Below are 24,788 nucleotides of genomic sequence, written 5' to 3' on the forward strand. Positions count from 1 at the left end.
GTATGCCGCCGAATGCTCACCGGCTGCCCGGCGACGGCCCGACCCGATCGCCCCTCAAGCGCCGCCGAACCCGCCCGCGAGCCGCTCGCGCAGGTGCCGCACCAGCGCGCGCACCGCGCTCGGCACGACCGCGCTGTACGGCCGGATCGCGAAGATGTGGTCGCCGAACGCGCCCGACGGCCGCCAGCCGTCGAGCAGCGCGACGAGCCGGCCGGCGTCGAGGTCGCGCTGCGCGCTGAAATCCGGCAGCAGCGCGATGCCGAGGCCACCGAGCGCCGCCTCGCGCATCGCCTCGCTGTTGTTCGCCGCGAAACTGCCGCGCACCGGCACGCTCACGCGCTGCCGACGCCGGCCGTGCGGCTCGAAGCTCCACGCGGCCGGCTCGTTGTCGCGCAGGTAGCACAGGCAGCTGTGGTCGACGAGTTCGGACGGATGGCGCGGCGCGCCGCGCGCATCGAGGTAGTCGCGGCTCGCGACCAGCAGCGAGCGCGTGTCGCACAGCTTCCACGCGACGTGCGTCTGCGGCGCGGTCGTGGTGTGGCGGATCGCGAGGTCGAAGCCCTCCTGCGTCAGCGAATGCAGCCGGTCGGACAGGTCGAGCTCGATCTGCACGCCCGGATGTTGCCGCAGAAAATCGGGCAGGTGCGGCACGACCTGCTGACGCCCAAGCGCGACCGGCGCGGTCACGCGCAGCAGGCCGCGCGGCTCGCCCGCCAAGTCCTTCACGCGCGCGAAGTGCTGGCCGATCGATTCGAACGCGTCGCGCGTGCTGTCGACCAGCGTCTGCCCGGCGTCGGTGAGCCGCACGCTGCGCGTCGTGCGCCGCACGAGCGGCACGCCGGCCGCCTTCTCGAGATCGGCGATGCGCTGGCTCATCGCGGCCTTGCTGATGCCGAGCCGCTGCGCGGCGGCCGTGAAACTGCCGGCCGCGGCCAGCACCGTCAACGAATGGATATGCGGCCAGAGCGCCTGAACATTTTGCTGATTCATCCACCGATTATTCAGAATTCTGAACAGTGAATCAAGTTTCGCGGCCTTCTCCCGCCCCGCCGCTTTGCCTAGACTAGCCGTCGTACCCCCATCCCCCAGGAGACACGATGAACCCGGTTCCCGCCTACACGTCCGACGCCGACGTCGGCCACTACCTCGACGGCGCGCCCGTCGCCGGCCGCAGCGGCCGCTTCCAGGACGTCCTCAACCCGGCGCTCGGCCGCGCGGTGCGCCGCGTCGCGCTCGCCGACGGCGACGAAGTGCAGCGCGCCGTCGCGTCGGCCCACGCCGCGTTCCCGGAGTGGGCCGCGACGCCGCCGATCCGCCGCGCGCGCGTGCTGCATCGCTTCCTGCAGCTGATGAACGAGCACCGCGACACGCTCGCGGCAATCATCACGGCCGAGCACGGCAAGGTGTTCTCCGATGCGCAGGGCGAAGTCGCGCGCGGCATCGACATCATCGAATTCGCCTGCGGCGTGCCGCAGTTGCTCAAGGGCGACTTCACCGACCAGGTCAGCACCGGCATCGACAACTGGACGATGCGCCAGCCGCTCGGCGTGGTCGCCGGCATCACGCCGTTCAACTTCCCGTGCATGGTGCCGTGCTGGATGTTCCCGGTCGCGCTCGCGACGGGCAACACGTTCGTGCTGAAGCCGAGCGAACGCGATCCGTCGGCCGCGCTGTTCATGGCCGACCTGCTCACCCAGGCCGGCCTGCCCGCCGGCGTGTTCAACGTCGTGCAGGGCGACAAGGGCGCGGTCGACGCGCTGCTCGATCATCCGGACGTGCAGGCCGTCAGCTTCGTCGGCTCGACGCCGATCGCGGCCTACGTGCAGCAGCGCGCGGTGCAGTCGGGCAAGCGCGTGCAGGCGCTCGGCGGCGCGAAGAACCATCTCGTCGTGATGCCCGATGCGAACCTCGAGCAGGCCGTCGACGCGCTGATCGGCGCCGCCTACGGCTCGGCCGGCGAACGCTGCATGGCGATCAGCATCGCGGTGCTGGTCGGCGACGTGGCCGACCGGATCGTGCCGGCCGTCGCGGAGCGGGCGCGCAAGCTGGTGATCGGCGACGGCATGTCGCCCGAAGTCGAGATGGGCCCGATCGTCACCGGCGAAGCGCTCAAGCGCATCGAAGGCTACATCGAGCAAGGCGTCAGCGAAGGCGCGCAACTGGTGGTCGACGGCCGCGGGCTGCGCGTGCCGGGCCGCGAGCAAGGCTTCTTCACCGGCGGCACGCTGTTCGATCACGTGACGCCCGACATGCGCATCTACAAGGAAGAGATCTTCGGGCCGGTGCTCGGCTGCGTGCGCGTGAAGGACTTCGGCGCGGCGGTCGACCTGATCAACGCGCACGAATTCGGCAACGGCGTCGCATGCTTCACGAGCGACGGCGGCATCGCGCGCGAATTCGCGCGGCGCATCCAGGTCGGCATGGTCGGCATCAACGTGCCGATTCCGGTGCCGATGGCCTGGCACGGCTTCGGCGGCTGGAAGAAGAGCCTGTTCGGCGACATGCACGCTTATGGCGAGGAAGGCGTGCGCTTCTATACGCGCCAGAAGTCGGTGATGCAGCGCTGGGCGTCGAGCATCGGCAAGGGCGCCGAATTCGCGATGCCGACCGCGAAGTAAGCCGGCCGGTGCGCCCTCCGCCGCTGCGTCCGGCGGACGGCGCGCGGCGCACCGGCAATCGGAATCAACCGGCTTTCGTGCCGTGCGCGCCGTCGGCGGTCGGCCGGTACGACAGCTCGAGCCGGTACGCGAGCGCGACGAACAGGCTCTGGGCGAGGCCCATCGTCGCGGTCAGCGCGCGAAAGCCGAACGTCGCGCTGTCCTGCACCATCAGCGTGACCTCGGCGTCGCGCGCGAGCGGGCTCATCCGGCTGTCGGTGATCGCGATCACGCGCGCGCCGCGCTGGACGGCCTCCTGGGCGACCTGCACCGTCTCCTCCGCATACGGCATGAACGAGATCACGATCATCACGTCGCCTTCGCGCACCGAGCGGATCTGGCCGAGATGCATGCTGCCGAGCGCGCTGAACAGCCCGATGCGCTTGTCGGTGTGCTGCAGCGCGTAGTCGAGATAGACGGCGATCGGAAACGCGCGGCGCGAGCCGGCGATCCAGATCGCCTGCGTGTCGGCGAGCAGCTCGACGGCCTGCGCGAGCGCCTGCGGATCGAGCGTCTGCCGCAGCTGCTGCATCCCGGCGATGCTGCCCTTGATGAACTCGTCGGCGATCTGCTCGGGCTGCAGGCTCGACGAGCCCGATTCGATCACGTCGCGCACGCGCAGGTTGTACGCGCGGCCCGGCGCGATCTGCTGCGCGAGCCCCTCGCGAAACAGCCGCTGCATCTCGGAGAAGCCGGAGAAGCCGAAGTGCTTCGCGAAGCGCACGACGGCCGACGGCTGCACGCCGCACGCCTGCGCAAGCGACTGGATGCCTTCGAGCCCAAGCTGGTCCCGATGCGTTTCCACATGACGCGCGATCGCCTTCAGGCGATTGCTGAGGCCGTCGTATTCCTGCGTCAGATGCTGCATGAACTGCTCGACGGTGGCGGGAGGTTTCTCGGATGAAGTCATCGGATGGCGCGAAGTTGACGGCCCCGATGCGCGCGGCTTGCGCACGCGGCCCGGGGCTTCACTGAATACCTGCATGAAGGGCGAATTTAATCACGTTTGCGGCACGGCCCGCGCCGCACGCCCGCTCCCACGCGCTCGATCGTCTGCTGCCTGCGACCGGCGGCGTCGTTCGAAACGATTGTCCAACGCCAGCGCCAGCGCGTAAAGATCGGGGCGTTTACCGACCTGCCGCCTGCACGGACAGCACAAGCCCCCGCTCAACGATAGTCGACCCACACGCCGCCCGCGTCGGCGGAGCGCACGCAGTTCTCGACCCACCGCACGCCTTCGACGCCCGCATGGACGTCCGGAAAACGAATCTGCCGCAATGCCTGCGCATCGCCGCGATCGGTCGCGTCCATCGCGAGCGCGAAACGCGCATACAGGTTCGACCACGCGTCGAACAGCCCTTCCGGGTGCCCGGCGCCGATGCGGTCTTCGCGTAACGCGTGCGGATGCAGATAGCCCATTGCACGATCGAGCAGCTGCGCCGGCTGCCCCTGGATTTCATAGCGCAACTGGTTCGGATGCTCGTCCCACCATTCGACGCTCGCCTTCGAGCCGATCACGCGCACCTTCTGCCCGTGCATCGAGCCCGCGTTCACCGCGCTCGACCACACGTAGCCGATCGCGCCGGTGTCGTACTCCATGAGTGTGAACGCGTTGTCCTCGAGCGGCGCGCGGCTCTTCACGAAGCTCTGCCGCGAACACATCAGCCGGCGAATCTTCAGCTCAGGCGCCATCACTTCGGACAGGTACAGCGGATGCGTGCCGATGTCGCCGAGCACGTAGCTCGGCCCGGCGAACTTCGGGTCGACGCGCCAGCGCGCGGCCGCGCTCGCCGCTTCGACGCCGTCGCTGTGAAAGCCGTGCGCGAACTGCATCTGCACGATGCGGATCTCGCCGAGATCGCCGCGCGCAATCATCTCGCGCGCCTGCTCGATCATCTGGTAGCCGGCATAGCCGTACGCGACGCCGACGATCCGGTTACGCTCGACCGACAGCCGCTGCAGCGCCTGCGCCTCGTCGGTCGTGAAGCACAGCGGCTTCTCGCAGACCACGTGCAGCCCCGCGTTCAGTGCGGCCCGGCAGATCTCGAAGTGCGTGTTGTTCGGCGTCGCGATCGACACCGCGCGGATGCCGTCGGCGCGCTGCGCTTCCGCGTCGAACATCGTCCGGTAGTCCGGATAGCAGCGCTCGGCGTCGACGCCGAGCTTCACGCCGAACTGCCGGCCGCGCGCCGCGTCGAGATCGAATGCGCCCGCAACCAGTTGAAAGCTGCCGTCGCGCAGCGCCGCCGACCGATGGCTATAGCCGATCTGGCTGCCGAGCCCGCCGCCGACCATGCCCCAGCGGATCGAATGGCCGAGCACAAGCTGTCCGTCGATCATGATTGTCGTGTTCCTGTTCGTGTTCTTGTGCTGAAGCGCGGTGAGCCGGGCACGACACTGCGGGCGCGAGTCGCTCGCCTCAACGCCTGCATCGACATCGACGCTGCAGCAGCACGCCGCTCACTCCGTCACGCCTGCGTCGCCCCACCGCTCAGCCGCGATAAAACGCCGGCCGCTCGGCCATCGCGATCGGCTCGACCGCCGCGCTGCGTTGCGCGCGCACGCACGCATCGGCCGCGACCGCGGCCGCGTAGCCGTCCCACGCGGACGGCCCGGTGAGCGCGCCTGCGCGCACGCCGTCGATGAACGCCTGCAGCTCGACGTCGTAAGACGCGATGAAGCGCTCCTTCCAGTCGGTCATGATCTCGACCGACTGCCGTGCCGCATGCTTGAGCCCGACGGCCGGCGGATCGGGCAGCTTCGCGATGCCGTTTTCGCCGACCACCTCGCACTGGATGTCGTAGCCGTACTGGCAGTTCACGAAGATCTCGACGTCGATGCGCACGCCGCTCACGGTTTCGAGCAGCACGATCTGCGGATCGGCGAGATGCGCGCTCGCATGACGCGTCTTCTTCGGGTAGACGACCTGCGCGCTCGCGTAGTCCTCGCCGAGCAGCCAGCGCAGCACGTCGAGTTCGTGGATCAGCGTGTCGGTGATCGCCATGTCGGTGGTATAGCGCTCGCCGACCGACTGGTTGCGATGCGCGCAATGCAGCATCAGCGGCGCGCCGATCTCGCCGCTGTCGATCACGCGCTTGAGCGCGCGATAGCCTTCGTCGTAAGGCCGCATGAAGCCGACCTGCACGAGCCGCTTGCCGTGCGCGACTTCGGCTTCGACGATGCGCATGCAGCCGTCGGCCGTCACCGCGAGCGGCTTCTCGCAGAACACCGGCTTGCCGTGCGCGATCGCGTCGAGCACGAACGCCTCGTGCGTCGGCCCCCACGACGTGACGAGCAGCGCCTGCACGTCCGCGGCCGCGACGACGTCGTGACCGTCGCCGTAGATCTCCGCGTCGAGCCCGTACTTCGTCACGGCGTCGCGCGCCTGTTGCGGGTCGATGTCGTTGACGGCCACCACGCGCGCGCCGGACAGCGTGCGCGTGAGCCGGCGGATATGGTCCTGGCCGATCGCGCCGCAGCCGATCACGCCGATTTGCAAGGTCATCCTGTTATCTCCGGTCTATCGTTGTTCAACGGCGCGACCCATGCCGCGCCGGTTCGATCGTCGATCTGCGCGCCGCGCCGAAGCCGTTGCGCGGCGCGCCGCACGCATGCGGCCTCGCATGCCGCCGTTCAGCGGCGCGACTTCTTGTTGCGATACTGGTCGGCGATCACGGCCGCGACGATGATCGCCCCCTTCACCATCTCCTGGTAGTACGCGTCGATGCGGATGAACGTGAAGCCCGACGTCATCACGCCGAGGATCAGCACGCCGATCACGGTGCCCGTCACGCGGCCGAGGCCGCCCGACAGCGACGTGCCGCCGATCACGACGGCCGCGATCGCGTCCAGCTCGTACATCACGCCCATGCCCGACTGCCCGGAGATCGCCCGCGCGGCCGTCACCGTGCCGGCGATGCCGCTCAGCAGCCCCGCGATCGCATAGACGAACACCAGATGGCGCGTCACGTTGATGCCCGACACGACGGCCGCGTGGCGGTTCGCGCCGATCGCATACGCGTACTTGCCGAAGCGCGTGTAGCGCAGCACGACGTGGAAGATCGCGGCCACCACGACGAAGATGATCACCGGGTTCGCGCCCGCGCCGATCGCGGCGAACTGGTCGGTGAGCATCGACACCGGCATCCCGTTGGTGAACCACTTCGCGAAGCCGCGCGCGGCGACCATCGTGCCAAGCGTCGCGATGAACGGCGGGATGCCGGTCAGCGCGATCAGCGAGCCGTTCAGCAGGCCGACCAGCAGCCCCACGCACACGCCGGCGAGCACCGGCCAGACGATCGGCAGGTCGGTGAGATGCGGGAACACGGCGCGCGGAAAGTCCGACACCTGCGCGAGGCTCGCCGACACGACGGCCGCCGCGGCGACCACCGAGCCCGACGACAGGTCGATCCCGCTCGTGATGATCACGAGGTTCACGCCGACCGCGATGATGCCGATCACGGCCATCTGCAGCACGATGATCTCGAGCCGCTCGGCGTTGAACAGGAAGCTCTGGCCGACGACGAGCCAGCCGATCACCTCGAAGAACAGGCTGATGCCCACCAGCACCAGGAAGATGCTCAGCTCGGGCGGCCACTTCGCGTGCCGCGTCTTGATCGTCATGGACTGCGCGTCCGCGACCGGATTCAGGTTGCCCATCTGTTTGTCTCCATGCTTGGTTGCAGGTCAGCGCGACGCGAGGTCCATGATGCGGACCTGGTCGGCGTCCTTGCGTTCGACGATGCCGGTCATCCGGCCTTCGTGCATCACCATCACGCGATCGCTCATGCCGAGCACCTCCGGCATTTCCGACGAGATCATCAGCACGGCGACGCCCTTCGCGGCGAGCGCGCTGACGAGCCGGTGAATCTCGGCCTTCGCGCCGACGTCGATGCCGCGCGTCGGCTCGTCGAGGATCAGGATGCGCGGCTGCGTCAACAGCCAGCGGCCGATCAGCACCTTCTGCTGGTTGCCGCCCGACAGGTTCTGGATCTCCTCGTGCAGCCCCGGCGCCTTCACGCGCAGCATCCGGCTCATTGCCTCGCAATCGCGCCGCAGTTGCGCCTGCTGCACGAAATTGAACTTCACGTAGCGGTTGCTGAGCACCGCCGCCTCCATGTTCGCGAGCAGGTCGAGATTGAGGAAGCAGCCGCTGTCCTTGCGATCCTCGGTGAGAAACGCCATGCCGTGCTTCATCGCCTGCGCGGGCGTCGCGATGCGCACCGGCTTGCCGTCGATCAGGATCTCGCCGGAGGTCGCCGGCACGACGCCGAACAGCGCCTCGGCGACGTTCGAGCGGCCCGAGCCGACCAGCCCCGCGACGCCGAGAATCTCGCCCGCGCGCAGCTCGAAGCTGACGTCGCCGAACACGCCGTCGACGCCGAGGTTCTTCACCGCGAGCACGACGTCGCCGATCGGCACCGTCTCCTTCGGAAACATCTGCGTGATCTCGCGGCCGACCATCATCCTGATGATGTCGTCGCGCGTGACGTCGCTCGACGCGTGCGTGCCGATGTAGCGGCCGTCGCGGAACACCGAGAACTCGTCGGCGATCTCGAACAGCTCGTTCATCTTGTGCGTGATGTAGACGATGCCCTTGCCCTGCTCGCGCAGCTGCCGAATGATCCGGAACAGGTGTGTGACCTCCTTGTCGGTCAGCGCGGAGGTCGGCTCGTCCATGATCAGCACGTCCGAGTCGAACGATACGGCCTTCGCGATCTCCACCATCTGCCGGCTCGCGACGGTCAGCGTGCGCACGTCGGCTTCCGGGTCGATGTCGATCGACAGCCGCTCGAACAGCGCGGCCGTGCGGCGGCGCAGCTCCGCGTGATCGATCAGGCCGAAGCGGTTCTTCGGTTCACGACGGATCCAGATGTTCTCCGCGACCGTCATGTACGGCATCAGGTTCAGTTCCTGATGGATCATCGCGATGCCGCGCTCGAGCGCATCGAGCGGCCCGTTCAGCACGACCGGCTCGCCGTCGATCAGGATCTCGCCGCGGTCGGGCGTGTAGACGCCGGCGATGATCTTCATCAGCGTCGACTTGCCCGCGCCGTTCTCGCCCATCAGCGCATGCACGGTGCCGCGCCGCACGCGGAACTGCACGCCGTCGAGCGCGACGACGCCGGGAAAGGACTTGCCGACGCCGCGCACTTCGAGCAGGCAGTCGGACGCGGCCGCAACGGGCCCGGCCGATGCGGGCGACGACGCGGCCGGCGCGCTTTCGCTGGCCATCGAGCGCGCCATCCTGGCAGTAAACATGGACGTTCCTCGCAAGTCGCACGCGCGCCCGGACCGGCCGGGCAGGCGCAATTCAGCGGAAAAACCGGTCAGTGCTTCGCGTACTGGCTCATGTTCTCGGGGGTGACCAGCTCGAACGGCACGTTCACGAAGCGCTCGACCGGCTGCTTCTTCGCGAGCTTGAGCGCGGCGGCCACCGCCTGCGCGCCCTGCCCGGCCGCGTTCTGGTACACCGACACCTTCAGGTCGCCGCTCTTCATCGCGGCGAGCCCGTCGGGCGTCGCGTCGATGCCCGCGACGACCGTCTTCGGCGTCAGCTTGCGCGCGGCCTTCAGCGCGTTGATCGCGCCGATCGCCATCTCGTCGTTGTTCGACACGATCGCATCGAACTTCGCGCCGGAGCTCAGCCAGTTCATCGTGATGTCCTGGCCCTGCGTGCGGCTCCACTTGCCTTCGCGCTTGTCGACGATCTTCATGCCGGCGCATTCCTTCGTCGCGATCACGTCCTCGATGTCCTTGGTGCGCGCGCGCGCCGACTCGTTGGACAGCTCGCCCATCAGCACCAGGATGTCGCCCTTGCCGCCGAGCAGCTTGCACACCTGGCGCGCCTGCAGCGTGCCCGACTGCTTCTCGTCGGACGCGACCACCGCGACGCCGGCCGGCAGCTTGTCGAAGTCGACCGGCTTGCGGTTCACGTAGACGAGCGGGATCTTCGCGGCCGTCACCATCTTGGTGATCTTCGGCGTCGCGTCGGTGTCGACCGCGTTCACGATGATCGCGTCGACCTTCTGCGCGATCATGTTCTGCACCTGACTCAACTGCTTGCCGACGTCGTTGCCGCCGTCCTCGATCTGCACCGTCGCGCCGTCCTTCTTCGCCGCGTCGCTGATACTGTTGCGCAGGATCGTCAGGAACGTGTCGTCGAACGATGCCATCGTCACGCCGATCTTCTCGGCATGCGCGAGCGGCATCGCCAGGATCGCGGCGGCCGCGGCGGCCATCAGCTTGGTCTTCATGATCACTCTGTCTCCTCATCTCCGGGGGCGGAAGACGGCGCGTTGCGCGCCGCCGGGCCGAGTCCGATCTGGTCCGATCGGGACTGAAGCATCCGGATGAAACTGTAGATCACTTCGTCGCGAATTTGGAAATTTATTTCTACGTGATTTCACCTAGGGAACAGGATTTCCAAAAAGTCTAGACTCCGTTCCGTAGCCCGATTCGTTGCGGCAGGCGCGTTCGCGCCGGGCCGTGCAGGCGGCCGAGCATCGTCGCCCGATCGATCCCCCAACAGCCGGCCGCGTCGCGCGCCGGCCGCGAGCGTGATACGTGATATGAGCCCGTTGAACTTTCCGACTGACCGCCCCATCGATCTCGCCTGCCTCGGCCGCGTGGCCGTGGACCTCTACGCGCAGCAGTACGGCAGCCGCCTCGAGGACGCGCGCAGCTTCCAGATGTACCTCGGCGGCTCGTCGGGCAACGTCGCGTTCGGCGTCGCCCGCCTCGGGCTGAAGACCGCGATGATCTCGCGCGTCGGCGACGAGCAGATGGGCCGCTTCGTGCGCGAGACGCTCGAGCGCGAGGGCTGCGACACGAGCCAGCTGCAGACCGATCCGGAGCGCCTCACCGCGCTGGTGCTGCTCGGCCTGAAGGATCGCGACACGTTCCCGCTGCTGTTCGTGCGCGAGAACTGCGCGGACATGGCCGTGCGCGCCGACGAGATCGACGAGGGCTTCGTCGCCCGCTGCCGCGCGCTCGCGATCACCGGCACGCATCTGTCGACGCCGGCGACCCGCGAGGCGTCGCTGACCGCGCTCGGCTACGCGCGCCGCCACGGCGTCGTGCGGATTCTCGACATCGACTATCGGCCGGTGCTGTGGGGGCTGACCGCGCGCGGCGCGGGCGAGAACCGCTACGTGCCCGACGCGCAGGTCACGCGGCAGTTGCAGCAGGTGCTCGGCGAATTCGATCTGCTGGTCGGCACCGAAGAGGAATTCCTGATCGCGGGCGGCGCGCCGGACGACCTGATCGCGTCGCTCGAGGCCGTGCGGCGCGCGAGCGGCGCGGTGCTGGTGGTCAAGCGCGGCGCGCTCGGCTGCTGCGTGATCGACGGCGACGTTCCCGCGCGGATCGACGATGCGCCGACCTTCCACGGCGAGCGCGTCGAGGTGCTGAACGTGCTCGGCGCGGGCGATGCGTTCCTGTCCGGCTTGCTGTCCGGGCTGCTGCGCGGCCGCGACTGGGCGGAAGCCACGCGCATCGCGAACGCGTGCGGCGCGATCGTGGTGTCGCGTCACGCGTGCTCCGCCGCGATGCCGACGCCGGCCGAACTCGCGCACTGGTTCGGCGGCAGCCGCAATCCGCAGGTGGACGCCGATCGCACGCTCGCGCATCTGCATCGCGTGACGGTGCCGCGTCGCGACTGGGACGACCTGTGCGTGATGGCGTTCGACCATCGCAGCCAGTTCTACGAGCTGGCCGTGCAGGCCGGCGCGGACGAGGAGCGGATCAAGACGCTCAAGCGCCTGCTGGTACGCGCGGCCGAGCAGGTCGAGCGCGAGCGCCACATCGAGGGTCACGTCGGCGTGCTGATCGACGGCGGCGCATACGGGCGCGATGCGCTCGCGGCGGCCACCGGCCGCGGCTGGTGGGTCGGCCGCCCGGTCGAGCTACCGGGCTCGCGCCCGCTGTGCTTCGACGACACGCGCTCGGTCGGTTCGACGCTCACGCACTGGCCGACCGAACAGGTCGTCAAGTGCCTCGTCCACTATCACCCCGACGACGACGTCGACCTGCGCGTCGCGCAGGAGCAGCGCGTGCTCGAGCTGTGGGAAGCCACGCGCGCGAGCGGCAACGAGCTGCTGCTCGAGATCATTCCGCCGCGTGCGGTGACGCCGCCCGGCACCGAGGACGACGCCGTGCTGCGCACCGTCGCGCGCTTCTACAACCTCGGCGTGATGCCCGAATGGTGGAAGCTCGCGCCGATGAGCGCCGACGGCTGGGCGCGGCTCGAGTCGCTCGTCGCCGAGCGCGACCGCTATTGCCGCGGCGCGGTGATCCTCGGGCTGAACCAGCCGCTGCAGTATCTGGTCGACAGCTTCCGCTCGGCGACCAACCCGATCGTCAAGGGCTTCATGGTCGGGCGTTCGCTGTGGGTCGACGCGTCGCTGGCGTGGCTCGCCGGCCGCATCGACGACCGCGCGCTGATCGACGCAGTCGCCGCCAATTTCGCGCAGCTCGTCGACGCGTGGCTCGGCCGCCGCGACCCCGCGCGCGCCGCCGCAGCGTGAGCGCACCGGCCGTGCGCGCGATCCCTGCCCCGAGTTCAGCGACTTCACCGACTTTGCCGACTTCACCGACTCTTCCGATCGACAGACGATGACCACCACCGTGAGACTGACCGTCAGCCAGGCGCTCGTGCGCTACCTGGCCGCCCTGCAAGCCGAAGTCGTCCAGCCGGACGGCCGCACCGACGTCCTGCCGTACTGCGGCGGCGTGTTCGCGATCTTCGGGCACGGCAACGTGGCCGGGCTCGGCGAAGCGCTGCATGCCGAGAAGGACCGCCTGCCCACGCTGCGCGCGCACAACGAGCAAGGGATGGCGAACGCGGCCGTCGCGTTCGCGAAAGCGAACTTCCGGCAGCGGATGATGGCCGCGACGTCGAGCATCGGCCCCGGCGCGACCAACATGCTGACGTCGGCGGCGCTCGCGCACGTCGGCCGCCTGCCGCTGCTGCTGCTGCCCGGCGACGTGTTCGTGTCGCGGCTGCCCGACCCGGTGCTGCAGCAGGTCGAGGACTTCGAACAGGGCGACGTCAGCGCGAACGACTGCTTCCGGCCGGTCACGCGCTACTTCGACCGCATCACGTCGCCGGAGCAATTGCTCGTCGCGCTGCCGCGCGCGATCCAGGTGATGACCGACCCCGCGCAGTGCGGCCCCGTGTGCCTCGCGTTGCCGCAGGACGTGCAGACCTTCGCATACGACTGGCCTGCAGATTTCTTCGCGCCGCCGCTGATCCGGATGCGCCGGCCGCCGGCCGACGCGCTCGAGCTCGCCGATGCGCTCGACGTGCTGAAGGCTGCGCAAAGGCCGCTGATCGTCGCCGGCGGCGGCGTGCTGTACAGCCAGGCATGGGACGCGCTGCGCACGTTCGCCGAGACGCACGGCGTGCCGGTCGCCGAATCGCAGGCCGGCAAGGGCAGCCTCGCGTGGGACCATCCGCTGAATCTCGGCGCGATCGGCGTGACGGGCTCGCCCGCCGCCAATCGCGCGGCCGCGCAGGCCGACGTGGTGTTCGCGGTCGGCACGCGTCTGCAGGACTTCACCACCGGCTCGCATGCGCTGTTCGGCGACGCGACGCTGCTGAGCCTGAACGTGCAGCCGTTCGACGCGGGCAAGAAACGCGGCCGGCAGCTGATCGCCGATGCGCGCACGGGCCTCGGCCAGGTGTCGGCGGCGCTCGCGGGCTGGCGCGCCGACGCGGGCTGGACCGCCACGAACCGCGACCACGCGGCCGCGTGGAACGCGCGCGTGACCGAGCTGACCACGCACGTGCCGCAGGACACGCTGCCGTACGACGCGGAGGTGATCGGCGCGGTCCGCGATTCGGCGGCGGACGCCGGACGCGACAGCGCGCGCGACGATCTGGTCGTGTGCGCGGCCGGCACGCTGCCGGCCGAGCTGCACAAGCTGTGGCGCAGCGGCGTGCCGGGCAACTATCACATGGACTACGCGTACTCGTGCATGGGCTACGAAATCGCCGGCGGCCTCGGCGCGAAGCTCGCGCGGCCCGAGCGCGAAGTGATCGTGATCGTCGGCGACGGCTCGTACATGATGCTCAACGCGGAACTCGCGACGTCGGTGATGCTAGGCCGCAAGATCATCGTCGTGATCCTCGACAACCGCGGCTACGGCTGCATCGAGCGGCTGCAGCTGAGCTGCGGCGGCGCGAGCTTCAACAACATGCTCGACGACTGCGTGCCGGAAGGCGGCGCGCGCTCGACGATCGACTTCGCGATGCATGCGCGTGCGATGGGCGCCGAAGCCGTGCACGTGCGCGACGTGGCCGAGCTGCGCCGCGAACTGACGCGGGCGCGCGCGGCGAGGACGAGCCAGGTGCTGGTGATCGACACGACGCACGCGCGCACGACCGCCGACGGCGGCGCATGGTGGGAAGTCGCGGTGCCGCAGGTGTCCGCCCGCGACGGCGTCGAACGCGCGCACCGTATGTATCTCGACGCGAAAACCCGGCAGCGGCGCTGACGTCGCCTCGCCTGCAACGGTGAAACCCCTGTTCGACCTTCTAACCCAGGAACGCACGTGATGAGCTGGAACGTTCGCATCGGTATCAATCCCCTGTCGTGGATGAACGACGACCTGCCGTCGCTCGGCGGCGAGACGCCGCTCGAGACGGCGCTGAAGGAAGGCGCCGAGATCGGCTATGCGGGCTTCGAGCTCGGCAACAAGTTTCCGAAGACCGGCCCCGAGCTGAAAGCGAAGCTCGCGGAATTCGGCCTCGTGTGCGTGTCGGGCTGGTATTCCGGATTCCTCGCGGAAGTCGCGCCGGGCATGACCGATGCCGATGCGGTCGCCGCCGAGATCGAGCGCTGCCGCGCGCACCTGACGAAGCTGCAGCACAACGACGTGAAGGTGGTCGTCTACGGCGAATGCGCGGGCACGATCCAGGGCAGCATCGACACGCCGGTCGCGAAGCGGCCGCGCTTCGTCGACGACGAAGCGTGGCAGCGCTATGCGGCCCGGCTCGACGCGTTCGGCGCGCACCTGCTCGACACCTACGGCATCAAGCTCGCGTACCACCACCATATGGGCGCGTACGTCGAGTCGCCGGCCGACGTCGACCGCCTGATGGCGCTGACCGATCCAGCCAGGGTGTTCCTGCTGTTCGACACCGGCCACGCGTACTTCGGCGGCGCGGCCGACCCCGTCGCGCTGCTGAAGAAGCACGTCGCACGCGTCGTGCACGTGCACTGCAAGGACGTGCGGCCGCAGGTCGTCACGCAGGCGCGCAACGGCGGCTGGAGCTTCCTGAACGGCGTGATCAACGGCACCTTCACGGTGCCGGGCGACGGCGCGCTCGATTACGAAGCGACGCTGCGCACGCTGCGGGACGCCGGCTACGAAGGCTGGCTGGTGGTCGAGGCCGAGCAGGATCCGGCCGTCGCGCCGAGCTATCAGTATGCGAAGAAGGGTTACGACACGCTGCGCGCGATCGTCGAACGGCTGAGCGCCTGAGCGCTCCCGTACAACGCGCACCGTCATCTGAACGAGGACCACTCCATGACGATTTCTCCCCTGCTGGTCAAGGCGTCGCCCGAGCGCGAAATCTGCAACGTGACGCCGGAGTCAGCCGGCTGGCAGCACGTCGGCTTTCGCGCGCTGCGCCTGCGCGCCGGCGACACCGAAACGCTCGACACCGGCGCGCGCGAGCTGTGCGTCGTCGTGCTGACCGGCACGGTGCGCGCCGAGGTCGACGGCCACATGTACGACGCGCTCGGCAAGCGCGACAGCGTGTTCGACGACGTGTCGCCGGACGCGCTGTACGTGCCCGGCGGCAAGACCGTCACGCTGGTCGCGACGCGCGACGCGGAAGTCGCGCTGTGCACCGCGCCGTGCGTGAGCGGCGACAAGCAGGTGCAGCGGCTCGACGGCGAACGGATGCGCCGCGCGGTGCGCGGGCAAGGCACCAACACGCGCTACGTGTGCGACATCCTGATGGGCGACAACCCGGCGGCGGACCGCCTGCTCGTCGTCGAGGTGGTCACGCCCGCGAGCCATTCGAGCAGCTACCCGCCGCACAAGCACGATCGCGACGCGGCGCCCGACGAGACCTCGCTCGAGGAAACCTATTACCACCGGATCGATCCGCCGCAAGGCTTCGCGTTCCAGCGCGTGTACACCGACGATCGCAGCCTCGACGAGGCCTGCGTGGTGGAGAACCACGACGTGGTGATGGTGCCGCGCGGCTATCACCCGGTGGTCGCGCCGCACGGCTACAACCTGTACTACCTGAACGTGATGGCCGGCCCGAGCCGCGCATGGGCGTTCAAGAACGATCCCGCGCACGAGTGGATGCTCGATGCGGCGCCGAAGCGCTGACGTGCGGAAACGTCCGAGCAGTGAATGGAACGTGGGCTGTGCGGCCCGTGACGATGGGACGGCCGGTATGCGCATGAGCCTGCGCAGCCGGCAATGCTACGGAGCCGTCATGATGACGACCAGCTTTCGTCTCGCATCGCACGCGCTCGATGCGTTCGACGACGATGCGTCGAGCCCGGCGCTGCCGCACTTCAATGCGGCCGTCGCGCGTCGAATCGGCGAACTCGCGCGTCGTCGAATGTTTGCGGCGGCACGTCGGCGCGACCGCGCTGGCGATGCGCGCATCACGGTGCGCGTCGACGCATAAAGGCGCGAACGGCGCACGCGCACCGTTCGCGCGATCCCGCGCGCCGGTCAGTTCAACCCGCCGCTCACCACCACGTGCTCGCCGGTCATCCAGCGCGCATCGTCCGACGCGAGGAACACGGCGACCGAGGCGATGTCGTTCGGCTCGCCGAGGCGGCCGAGCGGCGTCTGGCTGAGCACCTGTGCTTCGAGATCGGAACCGGTGATGCCCGCGGCATGCGTGCCCTCGGTCACGATCATCCCCGGGTTGATCGCGTTCACGCGGATCTTGCGCGCGCCGAGTTCGAGCGCGAGCACGCCGGTGATCGCGTCGACCGCGCCCTTGGTGCCGCTGTACACGGCGCTCGCCGGCGGCGTGATGCTCGTCACGACCGAGCTGATGTTGATGATGCTCGCGCCTTCGCCGAGATGCTTGACGGCCGCCTGCGTCGTCAGCAGCAGGCCGAACACGTTGGTGTCGAACTGCCGGCGATAGTGCTCTTCGGTGATCGCTTCGATCGGCGCGAATTCGTACACGCCGGAGTTGTTGACCAGCACGTCGAGACGGCCATAGGTCTCGATCGCGGTGTCGACGATGCGCTGCGCATCCGCGCCCTTCGACACGTCGCCGCCGACGGCGACCGCGCGCCCGCCCGCCTCGACGATCGCGCCGACGACCGCGTCGGCGCCTGCCCTGCTGCTCGCGTAGTTGACGACGACCGACGCGCCTTCGGCGGCCAGCGCCTTGGCGATTGCTGCGCCGATGCCCTTGGATGCGCCCGTGACGATTGCGACCTTGCCTGCCAGCTTGCTCATGATTTCGTTCCTCGATCGGAAGACTTCGATGGATGGGTACCGGTTACGCGCGATGCGCTGCACCGTCCTTGCTGGCAATCTTCGCGGTTTGGGCCGCCGCGATAAAGCGGCTCGACGCGAATTGACTGGCGGGGTTTGACGAACAATCGGCGCAACGCGCGTGCGCTCGGTCGGGGCTCGGTCGGGGCTCGGTGGCCCGGTCGGGCATCAACCGGCGCTCAACCACGCGCTGACGACGTCGCCGCCGAGTTCGGCGAGCGCGCCGTCGTGGACGATCCGTCCGCGCCCCATCACCGCGACGCGCTGCGCGAGCCGCGGCGCGAGCTGGAGCCGCTGCTCGATCAGCAGGATCGCGACGCCGTCGGCCTGCAGCGCGGCGAGGCACGCGCCGACTTCGTCGACGGCGCGCGGCGCGAGCCCTTCGGCCGGCTCGTCGACGATCAGCACGCGCGGCCGGCCGGCGAGCGCGCGCACCAGCGCGAGCACCTGCTGCTCGCCGCCCGACAGCCGGCCGGCCTTCACGTCGGCGCGCGCGCCGAGCAGCGCAAAGCGCTCGAGCAGCGCGTCGAGCGCGGCGCGCCCGGCCGCGCCGCGCATGCCGCGCAAGCCGAGCCGCAGGTTGTCGCGCACGCTGAGCAGCGGAAACACGTCGCGACTTTCGGCCACGTACGCGACGCCGCGCCGCGCGATCTCGAACGTGCGCGCGCCCGCGGATTCGACGCCGTCGATGCGCACCGAGCCCGCGGTGCGCACGAGCCCCATCACGGCCTTCGCGAGCGTCGAGCGGCCCGAGCCGTTGCGGCCGAGCAGCGCGAGCGTCTCGCCCGCGGCGAGCGTGAGATCGACGCCGTCGAGCACGGGCTGCAGCGCATACCATGCGCGCAGGCCGCGGATGTCGAGCAGCGCGCTCATGCGCCGTCACCGAGATACGCGGCGCGCACGGCGGCATCGGCGCGGATCGCGTCGGGCGCGCCGGTCGCGACCACCGCGCCGCGCACGAGCACCGTGATGCGCTCGGCGAAGCCGAACACCGCGTCCATGTCGTGCTCGATCATCAGCACCGTGCGGCCTTGCGTGGTCGCGCGGATCAGCGCGAGCATCCGCGCCGCCTGGTCGCGGCTCATGCCGGCCGTCGGTTCGTCGAGCAGCAGCGTGCGCGCGCCGCTCGCGAGCGCGATGCCGAGATCGAGCGCGCGCTGCTCTGCGTAGCCGAGCTCGCCCGCACGCGTCGCGTGCCACGCATCGAGGCCGACGTCGTGCAGCACGCGCGCGGCCGCGCGATCGACGGACGGCGACTCGCGCAGCCGGTTCCACCAGCGGCGCCGCTCGGCCGGCGCGTGCAGCGCCGCGCAACGCAGGTTGTCGAACACGCTGAGTTGCGCGAACGCGCTGGTCTGCTGAAAGCTGCGGCCGATGCCGAGCCGGCTCGCGACGACCGGGCCGCGCCCGCGCAACTCGACGCCGTGCAGCACGACGCGCCCGCGGGTCGGCCGCGTCGCGCCGGCGATCACGCCGAACAGCGTCGACTTGCCGGCGCCGTTCGGCCCGATCAGCGCGTGACGCTCGCCGCTCGGCACGCTCAGGTCGATCCCGTCGAGCACGGTCTGCGCGCCGAAGCGCTGGACGATGCCGTGCAGTGCGATCGCATCGCCGTTCATCGGCCGTCCTCGCGCGCATCGGGCGCATCCGGCGCATCGGGCACATCGTGCGCGCGGCCCGCGAGCCGCGCGCGCCAGCCCCACAGCAGCATGCCGATGCCGGCCGCCGAAGCGGCGACGGCCCAGCCGGCCGGCGCGTCGGCGTCGATCCGCCATGCGCCGAACGCGCTACCGCCGCCGTCGTCCTGCGCGAAGCGCCAGGCGTAACCGAGCTCGGCCGCGCAGACGATCGCGATCGCCCAGAACGCGCCCGCGCCGACGCCGCACAGCATGCGCCAGCGCTCGACGGCCGGCGCGCCGCGGCGCCACGCGTGCGCGCAGGCCTGCGCGACGCCCGCGATCCCGCGCGGCGCGGCGACCACGACCGCGACGAACAGCACGCCGAGATACAGCGCCCACGCGCGCGACACGCCGGCGACGACCACGCTGAGCGCGGTCAGCACCACCGCGCCGAGCGCCGGCCCGAAGAACGTGCCGGTGCCGCCGATCACCGCGGCGATCAGCACGGTCGCGGAGCGCGCCATCGACACGCTGTCGGGCGTCGCGATCTCGACGTCGATCAGCGTCAGCGTGCCGGCGACGCCCGCGAAGAACGAGGCGCAGGTGACCATCGCGAGCCGCACGTGGCGCGGCTCGGTGCCGAGCGCGGCGACGCGCGCCGGGTTGTCGCGCACCGCGTTCGCGAGGCGCGCGAGCGGCGTGCGCGTCAGCGCGTACATCGCCAGCGCCGAGCCGATGCACCATGCGGCGATCAGCGCGTATGCGTGCGTCGGCGCGCCGAATTGCCAGCCGCCCCACGGCGTGCCGCCCGCGCGGTCGATCGGCACGCCGCCGACGCCGCCGAACCATGCGGGCACGCTCCACGCGGCCGCCGCGACGCACTCGCCGATGCCGAGCGTGATCATCGCGAACACGGTGCCCGCGCGACGCGTCGCGAGCAGGCCGGCGACGCAGCCGAACGCCGCGCCGGCCACGCCGCCGACGAGCGGCAGCAGCGGTAGCGGAGCGCCCACCCGATTGAACCAGTGCGCGGCGGCGAACGCGCCGACGCCGGCGACGGCCGCATGGCCGAACGACAGCAGCCCGGTCGTGCCGAGCTGCAGGTTGTACGACAGCGCGAGCACGACGAGCGCGGCCGTCTGCGCGAGATAGCCGAGTACCGCGCCCTGCGGCCACAGCCATGCCGGCAGCACCGCGCATGCGACGAACAGCGTCCAGCGCAGCGCGCCGTTCGGCATGCGGCTAGCCATCGACACGCTCGCCGAACAGCCCGCGCGGCCGCACGGCCAGCACCGCGACGAGCAGCAGGTACGGGACCAGCGGCGCGAGTTGCGCGAGCGACACGGCCGCGACGCCATCGGGCAGCGCGACGCCGGCCCAGTGCGCGAGATCGCGCAGCGACGTGTCGCTGGACGCCGCGCAGGTCTGCGCGAACCCGACCGCGAGCGACGCGACGAACGCGCCGCCGAGCGAGCCGAGCCCGCCGATCACGACGATCGCGAACACCACCGAGCCGACGGTCTCGGCCAGCGCCGGTTCGATCACCGCGAGCGGCGCGCCGATCACGCCCGCGAGCGCGGCGAGCGCGGTGCCCGCGCCGAACAGGCCGGTCATCACGCGCGGCACGTCGTAGCCGAGCGCCTCGACGGCCGCACGATGGGTGAGCGCGGCGCGCACGACGAGGCCGATGCGCGACGCGCGCAGCAGGACGCCGAGCGCGATCAGCATCGCGGCGGACATCGCCATCATGAACAGCCGGTAGCGCGGCAGCGCGACGCCGAACGCGCTCACCGGCGCGCCGTCGAGCAGCGGCGGCACCGGCGCCGGCAGCGGCGCGAGGCCCCACAGCAGCTTCGCGGCCTCGCCGATCAGATACGCGAGGCCGAAGGTCAGCAGCAGCTCGCTCGTGTGGCCGCCGCGCGCCTGCACGCGGCGCAGCAGCCAGCGTTCGCAGCCGGCGCCGAGCAGCCCGACCGCGAGCGGCGCGAGCACGAGCGCCGGCCAGAAGCCCGCGCGCGCCGCAATGCTGTAGCCCACGTACGCGCCGAGCATGTAGAAGCTCGCATGCGCGAAATTGAGCACGCCCTGCACGCTGAAGATCAGCGTGAGGCCGGCCGACAGCATGAACAGCAGCAAGCCGTAGCTGAGGCCGTTGAATGCCTCGAGCGCGAACGCGTGCAACGCCGTCACCGCGTGCCGGTCAGCGGGCGAGCGGTTCGAGCGCCGCGCGCAGCGCGTCGGGCAGCGGCACCGGGCGGCGTGTCGCGCGATCGACGTACACGTGCACGAAATGCCCCTGCGCGGCCGGCGCCGCCTCTCCGGCCGCGAACAGCCCGATCTCGTAGCGCACGCTCGACGTGCCGAGCTTCGCGACCCGCAAGCCGGCATCGACCGACTGCGGAAACACGAGCGGCGCGAAGTAGTTGCACTGCGTCTCGACCACGAGGCCGATCGTCTGCCCGTGCTCGACGTCGAGCACGCCGGCGCGGATCAGGTATTCGTTCACGACGGTGTCGAAGTAGCTGTAGTAGACGACGTTGTTCACGTGGCCGTAGACGTCGTTGTCCATCCAGCGGGTCGTGATCGGCAGGAAGTGGCGATAGGCGTCGCGCGAACGCGCTTGCGGCTTGTCGGACATGGCGGTGATGGTCAGAGGGAGGATGACGTGGCGACGCTCGCGGGCGGCACGGCGCGATGCGACGCGGCGGAGCATGGACGGGCGGCGGCGCGGCCCGTCACTGGCCTGCCCGCTCGACGAATTCGAAGTCGAGGCCGCGCGCGCGCATCCAGTCGGCCAGCGCGTAGCCGGTGCCGGCGCGCCACGGGCGCAGCAGCGGCGGATCGACGAGCCGGTATTCGAGCAGCTCCGGCGACAGCGCGACGGTGCCCGACGCGCGCACGTGGTACGCGATGATCAGTTCGTTCTTGCGCATGAATTCATAGACGCCGACGAGCGTGACCTGCTCGGCCTTCAGCGCCGTTTCCTCGAACACTTCGCGCGCGATGCCGTCCTCGGGCGTTTCGCCGTTCTCGAGGAAGCCGGTGATCAGCGCGAACATCCCTTCCGGCCAGGCCGCGTTGCGCGCGAGCAGGATCTTGCCGTCGAGCTCGACGATCGCGGCCACGACCGGCAGCGGATTGTTCCAGTGCACGTAGCCGCAGGTGTCGTCGGGGCACGCGCGGCGCACGCGGCCGCCTTCATGGACGGGATCGGCGCGGTCGGTCAACGGACGCGCGCATTGCGGGCAAAAACGGTAATCGGCGGTGGTCATCGATCGGGAGTTGGGCGGACGCCGGCGCGGCCTGACGGCCGCATCGCGCGCCCGCTCGGCGCGGGAAAGGCTTCATTCTAGCGAGTTTGCCCGCGCCGCAGAGGGTGCGACGGCGAGCGTGCGGCGCTCATGCGCGCGGGCGTGCGCCGCGGGCCGCGAAGCCGGCGGCGCCGGCCAGCAGCGCGCCGGCCGCGACCCACAGCGCCGGCGAAAACGACCCGAACCGCGCGGCGAGCGGCGCCGCGACGAGCGGCCCGAGGATCTGGCCGACGCCGTACGACGCGGTCGCATAGCCCATCAGTCCGGCCGCGCGCTCGCCGTGCAGGCGCCGCGCCTCGCGCATCGCGAACAGCGTGATCGCGGTGAACGGCAGGCCGAGCAGCACGCTGCCGATCGAGAAGCCGGCAGCGTTCGGCCACACGATGCCCGCCGCGATCCCGAGCGCCTGCGTCGCGCAGCCGGCGGCGAGCAGCAGGCGGTTGTCCCAGTGGCCGGGCAGCCGCGCGGCGGCGATCGCGCCGACGATCAGCGCCGCACCGAACATCGGCCAGAACAGGTCGGGCCACGGCGAGCCGGCCGGCAGCGCGGCGCGCGCGATCACCGGCAGGAACGTCGCGGTGATGATGTAGCCGAAGCCCGGCATCCCGTACAGCGCGACGAGCCATGCGGCGTCGGCGCGACGGCGGCGTGCGTCGGGCGGCGCGGTGGGGGCTGGCGCGGTGGTGGCTGGCACTGCGGTGGCTGGCGCGGCGGTGGCCGGCACGGCGGTGGCTGGCACTGCGGCAGGCGTCACCGCGGCGGCCGGCGTGTGCGCGGTGGGCACCACCGACGCGGCTGCGGCTGCGGCTGCGGCTGGGGCCACCGGTGCCGGCGCGCGGCCGAACGTGCGCCAGATCGCCGCCGACAGCAGCGCCGACAGCGCCGCGAACCCCAGCCAGCCCGGCGCCGCGCGGTGGCCGGCAAGTGCCCCGCCGATCAGCCCCGTCAGCACGATGCCGACGCCGGGTCCCGCATAGATCACCCCGCTCCACTCGGGCGCGTGCAGTTCGGCGAGCCGCCGCAAGCCCCATTGCGACACGAACACGAAGGTCCAAGCGCTGACCACGCCGGCGACGAAACGCACCGCGAGCCACGCGGGCAGCAGGTGGCCGACGCCCATCGCGGCGGTCAGCAGCACGGTGGCCGCCAGCCCGAACCGGACCATGCGCGCGGGCGCGACGGGCAGCGCCGCGCAGCTGAGCGCGCCGACGAAATACCCGGCGTAGTTCGCCGACGCGAGCCAGCTGCCGGCCCGCAGGCCGATCGAGCCGTCGGCGAGCATCAGCGGCAGCAGCGGCGTGAACGCGAAGCGCCCGACGCCGAGCGCGACCGCGAGCCCGACCATGCAGGCGAGCGCGGCCGTGCGCGCGCGGCGGTCGGCATCGGCTGACGGGCGGGCACGGGAGGCGGTATGAGCATCGGAACGGGACATGGCGGCGGCGGCCGGAACAGGAATCGGACGAGCTTCATCGTAGCTTGACCGACCCTTCTCGAAAAATGAATAATCGAGAATCCACCTATCTCCCGGAGAGAACCATGGACCTGGCCGCGCTGGCGATTTTCCGCGCCGTCGTGCGCGAGAACGGCGTGACGCGTGCGGCGGCGAAGCTCAATCGCGTGCAGTCGAACGTGACGACGCGCATCAAGCAGCTCGAGGAGGAACTGGGCGCGGCGCTGTTCGTGCGCGACGGCCGCCGGCTCGTGCTGACGCCGGCCGGCCACACGCTGCTGCCGTACGCGGAGCGGTTGCTCGCGCTGGCCGACGAGGCGCGCGACGCGGTGCGCGAAGATACGCCGCGCGGGCGGCTGCGGCTCGGCACGATGGAGAGCACGGCCGCGAGCCGGCTGCCGGCCGTGCTGGCGCGCTACCACCATGCGTGGCCGGCCGTGTCGCTGGAGCTCGTCACCGGCACGAGCGGCTGGCTGATCGACAAGGTGCGCGACTTCGAGATCGACGCCGCGCTGTTCGCGCGGCCACCGGCGCCGGACACGCTGCCAGACACGTTCGAGACGGTGCCGATCTATCGCGAGGACCTCGTGCTGCTGACGCCGCGCGGCCATCCGCCGGTGCGCACGCCGCGCGACGTGATGCTGCCGACGCTGGTCGCGTTCGAGCGCGGCTGCACGTACCGGAAATACGTCGAGCAATGGTACGCGGCGCAGGGGATGAAGCCGGCGCGCGTGCTCGAGCTCGGGTCGTATCATGCGATCGTCGCGTGCGTCGCGGCCGGCGCGGGCGTCGCGGTCGCACCGCACTCGGTGCTCGAGCTGCAGCCGCATACCGACAACGTCGCGGCCCATACGATCGTCGAATTCGAAGGCATCGACACGCTGCTCGCATGGCGGCACGGGTACGCGTCGGCCGCGCTCGCCGCGCTGCGCGATGCGCTCGCGGAGGGCGCGCGTCGGCCGGTCGATGCGGGGGCTGCGGCGGTGGCTGTGCCGGTCTGAGGCGGGGAAGCGGCGGGCGGCCTTCGCAGGCCTAGGCTGGGCTTGGCCGAATCGAATCAAGTCGAGTCGAGCAGAGCCGGCCGGACGGACGGAATCGAATCGAGCCGGCACGAGCCGAACCACCGGACCTGATCGGATTGAGCCGAATCGCGGCGCGCCGGGGCGAGCCGAATCGAGCGAGCCGAGCCGAATCGCGCCGGGCCGAATCGAACCGGGCCGCACCGAGCCCTACCAGGCCTAGCCCAACCCAACCGGCC

The 24,788-nt window shown here is 70.5% G+C and carries 22 protein-coding genes; 7 read left to right on the forward strand and 15 right to left on the reverse strand.

Annotated elements, in window-relative coordinates; genetic code table 11:
* Positions 1-54: 54 nt before the first annotated feature.
* Positions 55-990, reverse strand: coding sequence for a LysR family transcriptional regulator (locus C3Y15_RS27115; protein WP_045579222.1), 936 nt, complete (start codon positions 988-990; stop codon positions 55-57).
* A gap of 107 nt (positions 991-1,097) precedes the next feature.
* On the opposite strand from C3Y15_RS27115, the gene C3Y15_RS27120 reads away from it, so the two are divergent.
* A complete protein-coding gene (locus C3Y15_RS27120) occupies positions 1,098-2,618 on the forward strand; it encodes a CoA-acylating methylmalonate-semialdehyde dehydrogenase (protein WP_011884470.1) in 1,521 nt (506 codons plus the stop codon).
* Positions 2,619-2,682: 64 nt separating this feature from the next.
* Here C3Y15_RS27120 and C3Y15_RS27125 read toward each other — a convergent pair whose 3' ends face one another.
* From C3Y15_RS27125 to C3Y15_RS27150, 6 genes are all read right to left on the reverse strand, one after another.
* Positions 2,683-3,567 (reverse strand): MurR/RpiR family transcriptional regulator, encoded by an 885-nt coding sequence (locus tag C3Y15_RS27125; protein ID WP_014722874.1) that lies wholly within the window; start codon positions 3,565-3,567, stop codon positions 2,683-2,685.
* Positions 3,568-3,824: 257 nt separating this feature from the next.
* On the reverse strand, positions 3,825-4,997 hold the full coding sequence (locus C3Y15_RS27130) for a Gfo/Idh/MocA family oxidoreductase (RefSeq protein ID WP_059462234.1): 1,173 nt from the start codon (positions 4,995-4,997) through the stop codon (positions 3,825-3,827).
* Between the two features lie 151 nt (positions 4,998-5,148).
* Positions 5,149-6,162, reverse strand: coding sequence for a Gfo/Idh/MocA family oxidoreductase (locus tag C3Y15_RS27135; RefSeq protein WP_011884463.1), 1,014 nt, complete (start codon positions 6,160-6,162; stop codon positions 5,149-5,151).
* A gap of 128 nt (positions 6,163-6,290) precedes the next feature.
* Positions 6,291-7,316: an ABC transporter permease gene (locus C3Y15_RS27140; protein WP_069246213.1), complete on the reverse strand. Its 1,026-nt coding sequence runs from the start codon at positions 7,314-7,316 to the stop codon at positions 6,291-6,293.
* Between the two features lie 27 nt (positions 7,317-7,343).
* Positions 7,344-8,918, reverse strand: a complete 1,575-nt coding sequence (locus C3Y15_RS27145) for a sugar ABC transporter ATP-binding protein (protein WP_059669433.1) — start codon at positions 8,916-8,918, stop codon at positions 7,344-7,346.
* A 68-nt stretch (positions 8,919-8,986) separates the two neighbouring features.
* On the reverse strand, positions 8,987-9,913 hold the full coding sequence (locus C3Y15_RS27150) for a sugar ABC transporter substrate-binding protein (RefSeq protein ID WP_011884459.1): 927 nt from the start codon (positions 9,911-9,913) through the stop codon (positions 8,987-8,989).
* A 315-nt stretch (positions 9,914-10,228) separates the two neighbouring features.
* On the opposite strand from C3Y15_RS27150, the gene iolC reads away from it, so the two are divergent.
* From iolC to C3Y15_RS32435, 5 genes are all read left to right on the forward strand, one after another.
* On the forward strand, positions 10,229-12,184 hold the full coding sequence (gene iolC, locus C3Y15_RS27155) for a 5-dehydro-2-deoxygluconokinase (protein WP_059567964.1): 1,956 nt from the start codon (positions 10,229-10,231) through the stop codon (positions 12,182-12,184).
* 88 nt (positions 12,185-12,272) lie between these two features.
* On the forward strand, positions 12,273-14,156 hold the full coding sequence (gene iolD, locus C3Y15_RS27160) for a 3D-(3,5/4)-trihydroxycyclohexane-1,2-dione acylhydrolase (decyclizing) (RefSeq protein ID WP_041493812.1): 1,884 nt from the start codon (positions 12,273-12,275) through the stop codon (positions 14,154-14,156).
* Positions 14,157-14,216: 60 nt separating this feature from the next.
* Positions 14,217-15,146 carry a myo-inosose-2 dehydratase gene (gene iolE, locus C3Y15_RS27165; RefSeq protein WP_011884445.1) on the forward strand — a complete coding sequence of 310 codons (930 nt, stop codon included), beginning with the start codon at positions 14,217-14,219 and terminating at the stop codon, positions 15,144-15,146.
* Positions 15,147-15,191: 45 nt separating this feature from the next.
* The gene (iolB, locus tag C3Y15_RS27170; protein ID WP_059462238.1) at positions 15,192-16,010 is read left to right on the forward strand and encodes a 5-deoxy-glucuronate isomerase; all 819 of its coding nucleotides are present in this window, start codon (positions 15,192-15,194) and stop codon (positions 16,008-16,010) included.
* A gap of 109 nt (positions 16,011-16,119) precedes the next feature.
* Positions 16,120-16,317, forward strand: coding sequence for a hypothetical protein (locus tag C3Y15_RS32435; protein WP_224056319.1), 198 nt, complete (start codon positions 16,120-16,122; stop codon positions 16,315-16,317).
* A gap of 47 nt (positions 16,318-16,364) precedes the next feature.
* Here C3Y15_RS32435 and C3Y15_RS27180 read toward each other — a convergent pair whose 3' ends face one another.
* From C3Y15_RS27180 to C3Y15_RS27215, 8 genes are all read right to left on the reverse strand, one after another.
* Entirely contained in the window at positions 16,365-17,111 is a 747-nt protein-coding gene (locus tag C3Y15_RS27180; protein WP_059462240.1) for a glucose 1-dehydrogenase, read from the reverse strand.
* A gap of 207 nt (positions 17,112-17,318) precedes the next feature.
* Positions 17,319-18,023 (reverse strand): ABC transporter ATP-binding protein, encoded by a 705-nt coding sequence (locus C3Y15_RS27185; RefSeq protein WP_011884439.1) that lies wholly within the window; start codon positions 18,021-18,023, stop codon positions 17,319-17,321.
* Complete coding sequence (locus C3Y15_RS27190; protein ID WP_011884438.1) at positions 18,020-18,769, reverse strand: ABC transporter ATP-binding protein; 750 nt, start codon at positions 18,767-18,769, stop codon at positions 18,020-18,022. Before C3Y15_RS27190 ends, C3Y15_RS27185 begins: the two co-directional genes overlap by 4 nt.
* Positions 18,766-20,019: a branched-chain amino acid ABC transporter permease gene (locus tag C3Y15_RS27195; RefSeq protein WP_059695908.1), complete on the reverse strand. Its 1,254-nt coding sequence runs from the start codon at positions 20,017-20,019 to the stop codon at positions 18,766-18,768. The genes C3Y15_RS27190 and C3Y15_RS27195 overlap by 4 nt, the downstream gene beginning before the upstream one ends.
* Positions 20,012-20,950: a branched-chain amino acid ABC transporter permease gene (locus C3Y15_RS27200; protein WP_045579490.1), complete on the reverse strand. Its 939-nt coding sequence runs from the start codon at positions 20,948-20,950 to the stop codon at positions 20,012-20,014. The genes C3Y15_RS27195 and C3Y15_RS27200 overlap by 8 nt, the downstream gene beginning before the upstream one ends.
* Positions 20,951-20,969: 19 nt before the next feature.
* The gene (locus C3Y15_RS27205; RefSeq protein ID WP_011884432.1) at positions 20,970-21,407 is read right to left on the reverse strand and encodes a thioesterase family protein; all 438 of its coding nucleotides are present in this window, start codon (positions 21,405-21,407) and stop codon (positions 20,970-20,972) included.
* A gap of 97 nt (positions 21,408-21,504) precedes the next feature.
* Positions 21,505-22,041, reverse strand: a complete 537-nt coding sequence (locus C3Y15_RS27210; protein ID WP_059567960.1) for an NUDIX domain-containing protein — start codon at positions 22,039-22,041, stop codon at positions 21,505-21,507.
* Positions 22,042-22,168: 127 nt separating this feature from the next.
* The gene (locus C3Y15_RS27215) at positions 22,169-23,512 is read right to left on the reverse strand and encodes a YbfB/YjiJ family MFS transporter (protein WP_069246212.1); all 1,344 of its coding nucleotides are present in this window, start codon (positions 23,510-23,512) and stop codon (positions 22,169-22,171) included.
* A 104-nt stretch (positions 23,513-23,616) separates the two neighbouring features.
* Here C3Y15_RS27215 and C3Y15_RS27220 point away from each other — a divergent pair, with 104 nt between their 5' ends.
* Positions 23,617-24,531, forward strand: a complete 915-nt coding sequence (locus C3Y15_RS27220) for a LysR family transcriptional regulator (RefSeq protein WP_014722862.1) — start codon at positions 23,617-23,619, stop codon at positions 24,529-24,531.
* Positions 24,532-24,788 lie beyond the last annotated feature (257 nt).

The organism is Burkholderia sp. B10, assembly GCF_004368385.1.
GTDB classification, from domain to species: Bacteria; Pseudomonadota; Gammaproteobacteria; order Burkholderiales; family Burkholderiaceae; genus Burkholderia; species Burkholderia vietnamiensis.

Excerpts from the sequence above, each read along its gene's own strand:
- C3Y15_RS27195 (WP_059695908.1), bottom strand. The coding sequence starts at position 20,019 with ATGGCTAGCCGCATGCCGAACGGCGCGCTGCGCTGGACGCTGTTCGTC.
- C3Y15_RS27215 (WP_069246212.1), bottom strand. The coding sequence starts at position 23,512 with ATGTCCCGTTCCGATGCTCATACCGCCTCCCGTGCCCGCCCGTCAGCC.
- C3Y15_RS32435 (WP_224056319.1), top strand. The coding sequence starts at position 16,120 with ATGATGACGACCAGCTTTCGTCTCGCATCGCACGCGCTCGATGCGTTC.
- C3Y15_RS27180 (WP_059462240.1), bottom strand. The coding sequence starts at position 17,111 with ATGAGCAAGCTGGCAGGCAAGGTCGCAATCGTCACGGGCGCATCCAAG.
- C3Y15_RS27140 (WP_069246213.1), bottom strand. The coding sequence starts at position 7,316 with ATGGGCAACCTGAATCCGGTCGCGGACGCGCAGTCCATGACGATCAAG.
- iolB (WP_059462238.1), top strand. The coding sequence starts at position 15,192 with ATGACGATTTCTCCCCTGCTGGTCAAGGCGTCGCCCGAGCGCGAAATC.
- C3Y15_RS27205 (WP_011884432.1), bottom strand. The coding sequence starts at position 21,407 with ATGTCCGACAAGCCGCAAGCGCGTTCGCGCGACGCCTATCGCCACTTC.
- C3Y15_RS27190 (WP_011884438.1), bottom strand. The coding sequence starts at position 18,769 with ATGAACGGCGATGCGATCGCACTGCACGGCATCGTCCAGCGCTTCGGC.
- C3Y15_RS27185 (WP_011884439.1), bottom strand. The coding sequence starts at position 18,023 with ATGAGCGCGCTGCTCGACATCCGCGGCCTGCGCGCATGGTATGCGCTG.
- C3Y15_RS27150 (WP_011884459.1), bottom strand. The coding sequence starts at position 9,913 with ATGAAGACCAAGCTGATGGCCGCCGCGGCCGCCGCGATCCTGGCGATG.
- C3Y15_RS27130 (WP_059462234.1), bottom strand. The coding sequence starts at position 4,997 with ATGATCGACGGACAGCTTGTGCTCGGCCATTCGATCCGCTGGGGCATG.
- C3Y15_RS27135 (WP_011884463.1), bottom strand. The coding sequence starts at position 6,162 with ATGACCTTGCAAATCGGCGTGATCGGCTGCGGCGCGATCGGCCAGGAC.
- C3Y15_RS27210 (WP_059567960.1), bottom strand. The coding sequence starts at position 22,041 with ATGACCACCGCCGATTACCGTTTTTGCCCGCAATGCGCGCGTCCGTTG.
- C3Y15_RS27115 (WP_045579222.1), bottom strand. The coding sequence starts at position 990 with ATGAATCAGCAAAATGTTCAGGCGCTCTGGCCGCATATCCATTCGTTG.
- C3Y15_RS27220 (WP_014722862.1), top strand. The coding sequence starts at position 23,617 with ATGGACCTGGCCGCGCTGGCGATTTTCCGCGCCGTCGTGCGCGAGAAC.
- iolD (WP_041493812.1), top strand. The coding sequence starts at position 12,273 with ATGACCACCACCGTGAGACTGACCGTCAGCCAGGCGCTCGTGCGCTAC.
- iolE (WP_011884445.1), top strand. The coding sequence starts at position 14,217 with ATGAGCTGGAACGTTCGCATCGGTATCAATCCCCTGTCGTGGATGAAC.
- C3Y15_RS27120 (WP_011884470.1), top strand. The coding sequence starts at position 1,098 with ATGAACCCGGTTCCCGCCTACACGTCCGACGCCGACGTCGGCCACTAC.
- C3Y15_RS27145 (WP_059669433.1), bottom strand. The coding sequence starts at position 8,918 with ATGTTTACTGCCAGGATGGCGCGCTCGATGGCCAGCGAAAGCGCGCCG.
- C3Y15_RS27125 (WP_014722874.1), bottom strand. The coding sequence starts at position 3,567 with ATGACTTCATCCGAGAAACCTCCCGCCACCGTCGAGCAGTTCATGCAG.
- iolC (WP_059567964.1), top strand. The coding sequence starts at position 10,229 with ATGAGCCCGTTGAACTTTCCGACTGACCGCCCCATCGATCTCGCCTGC.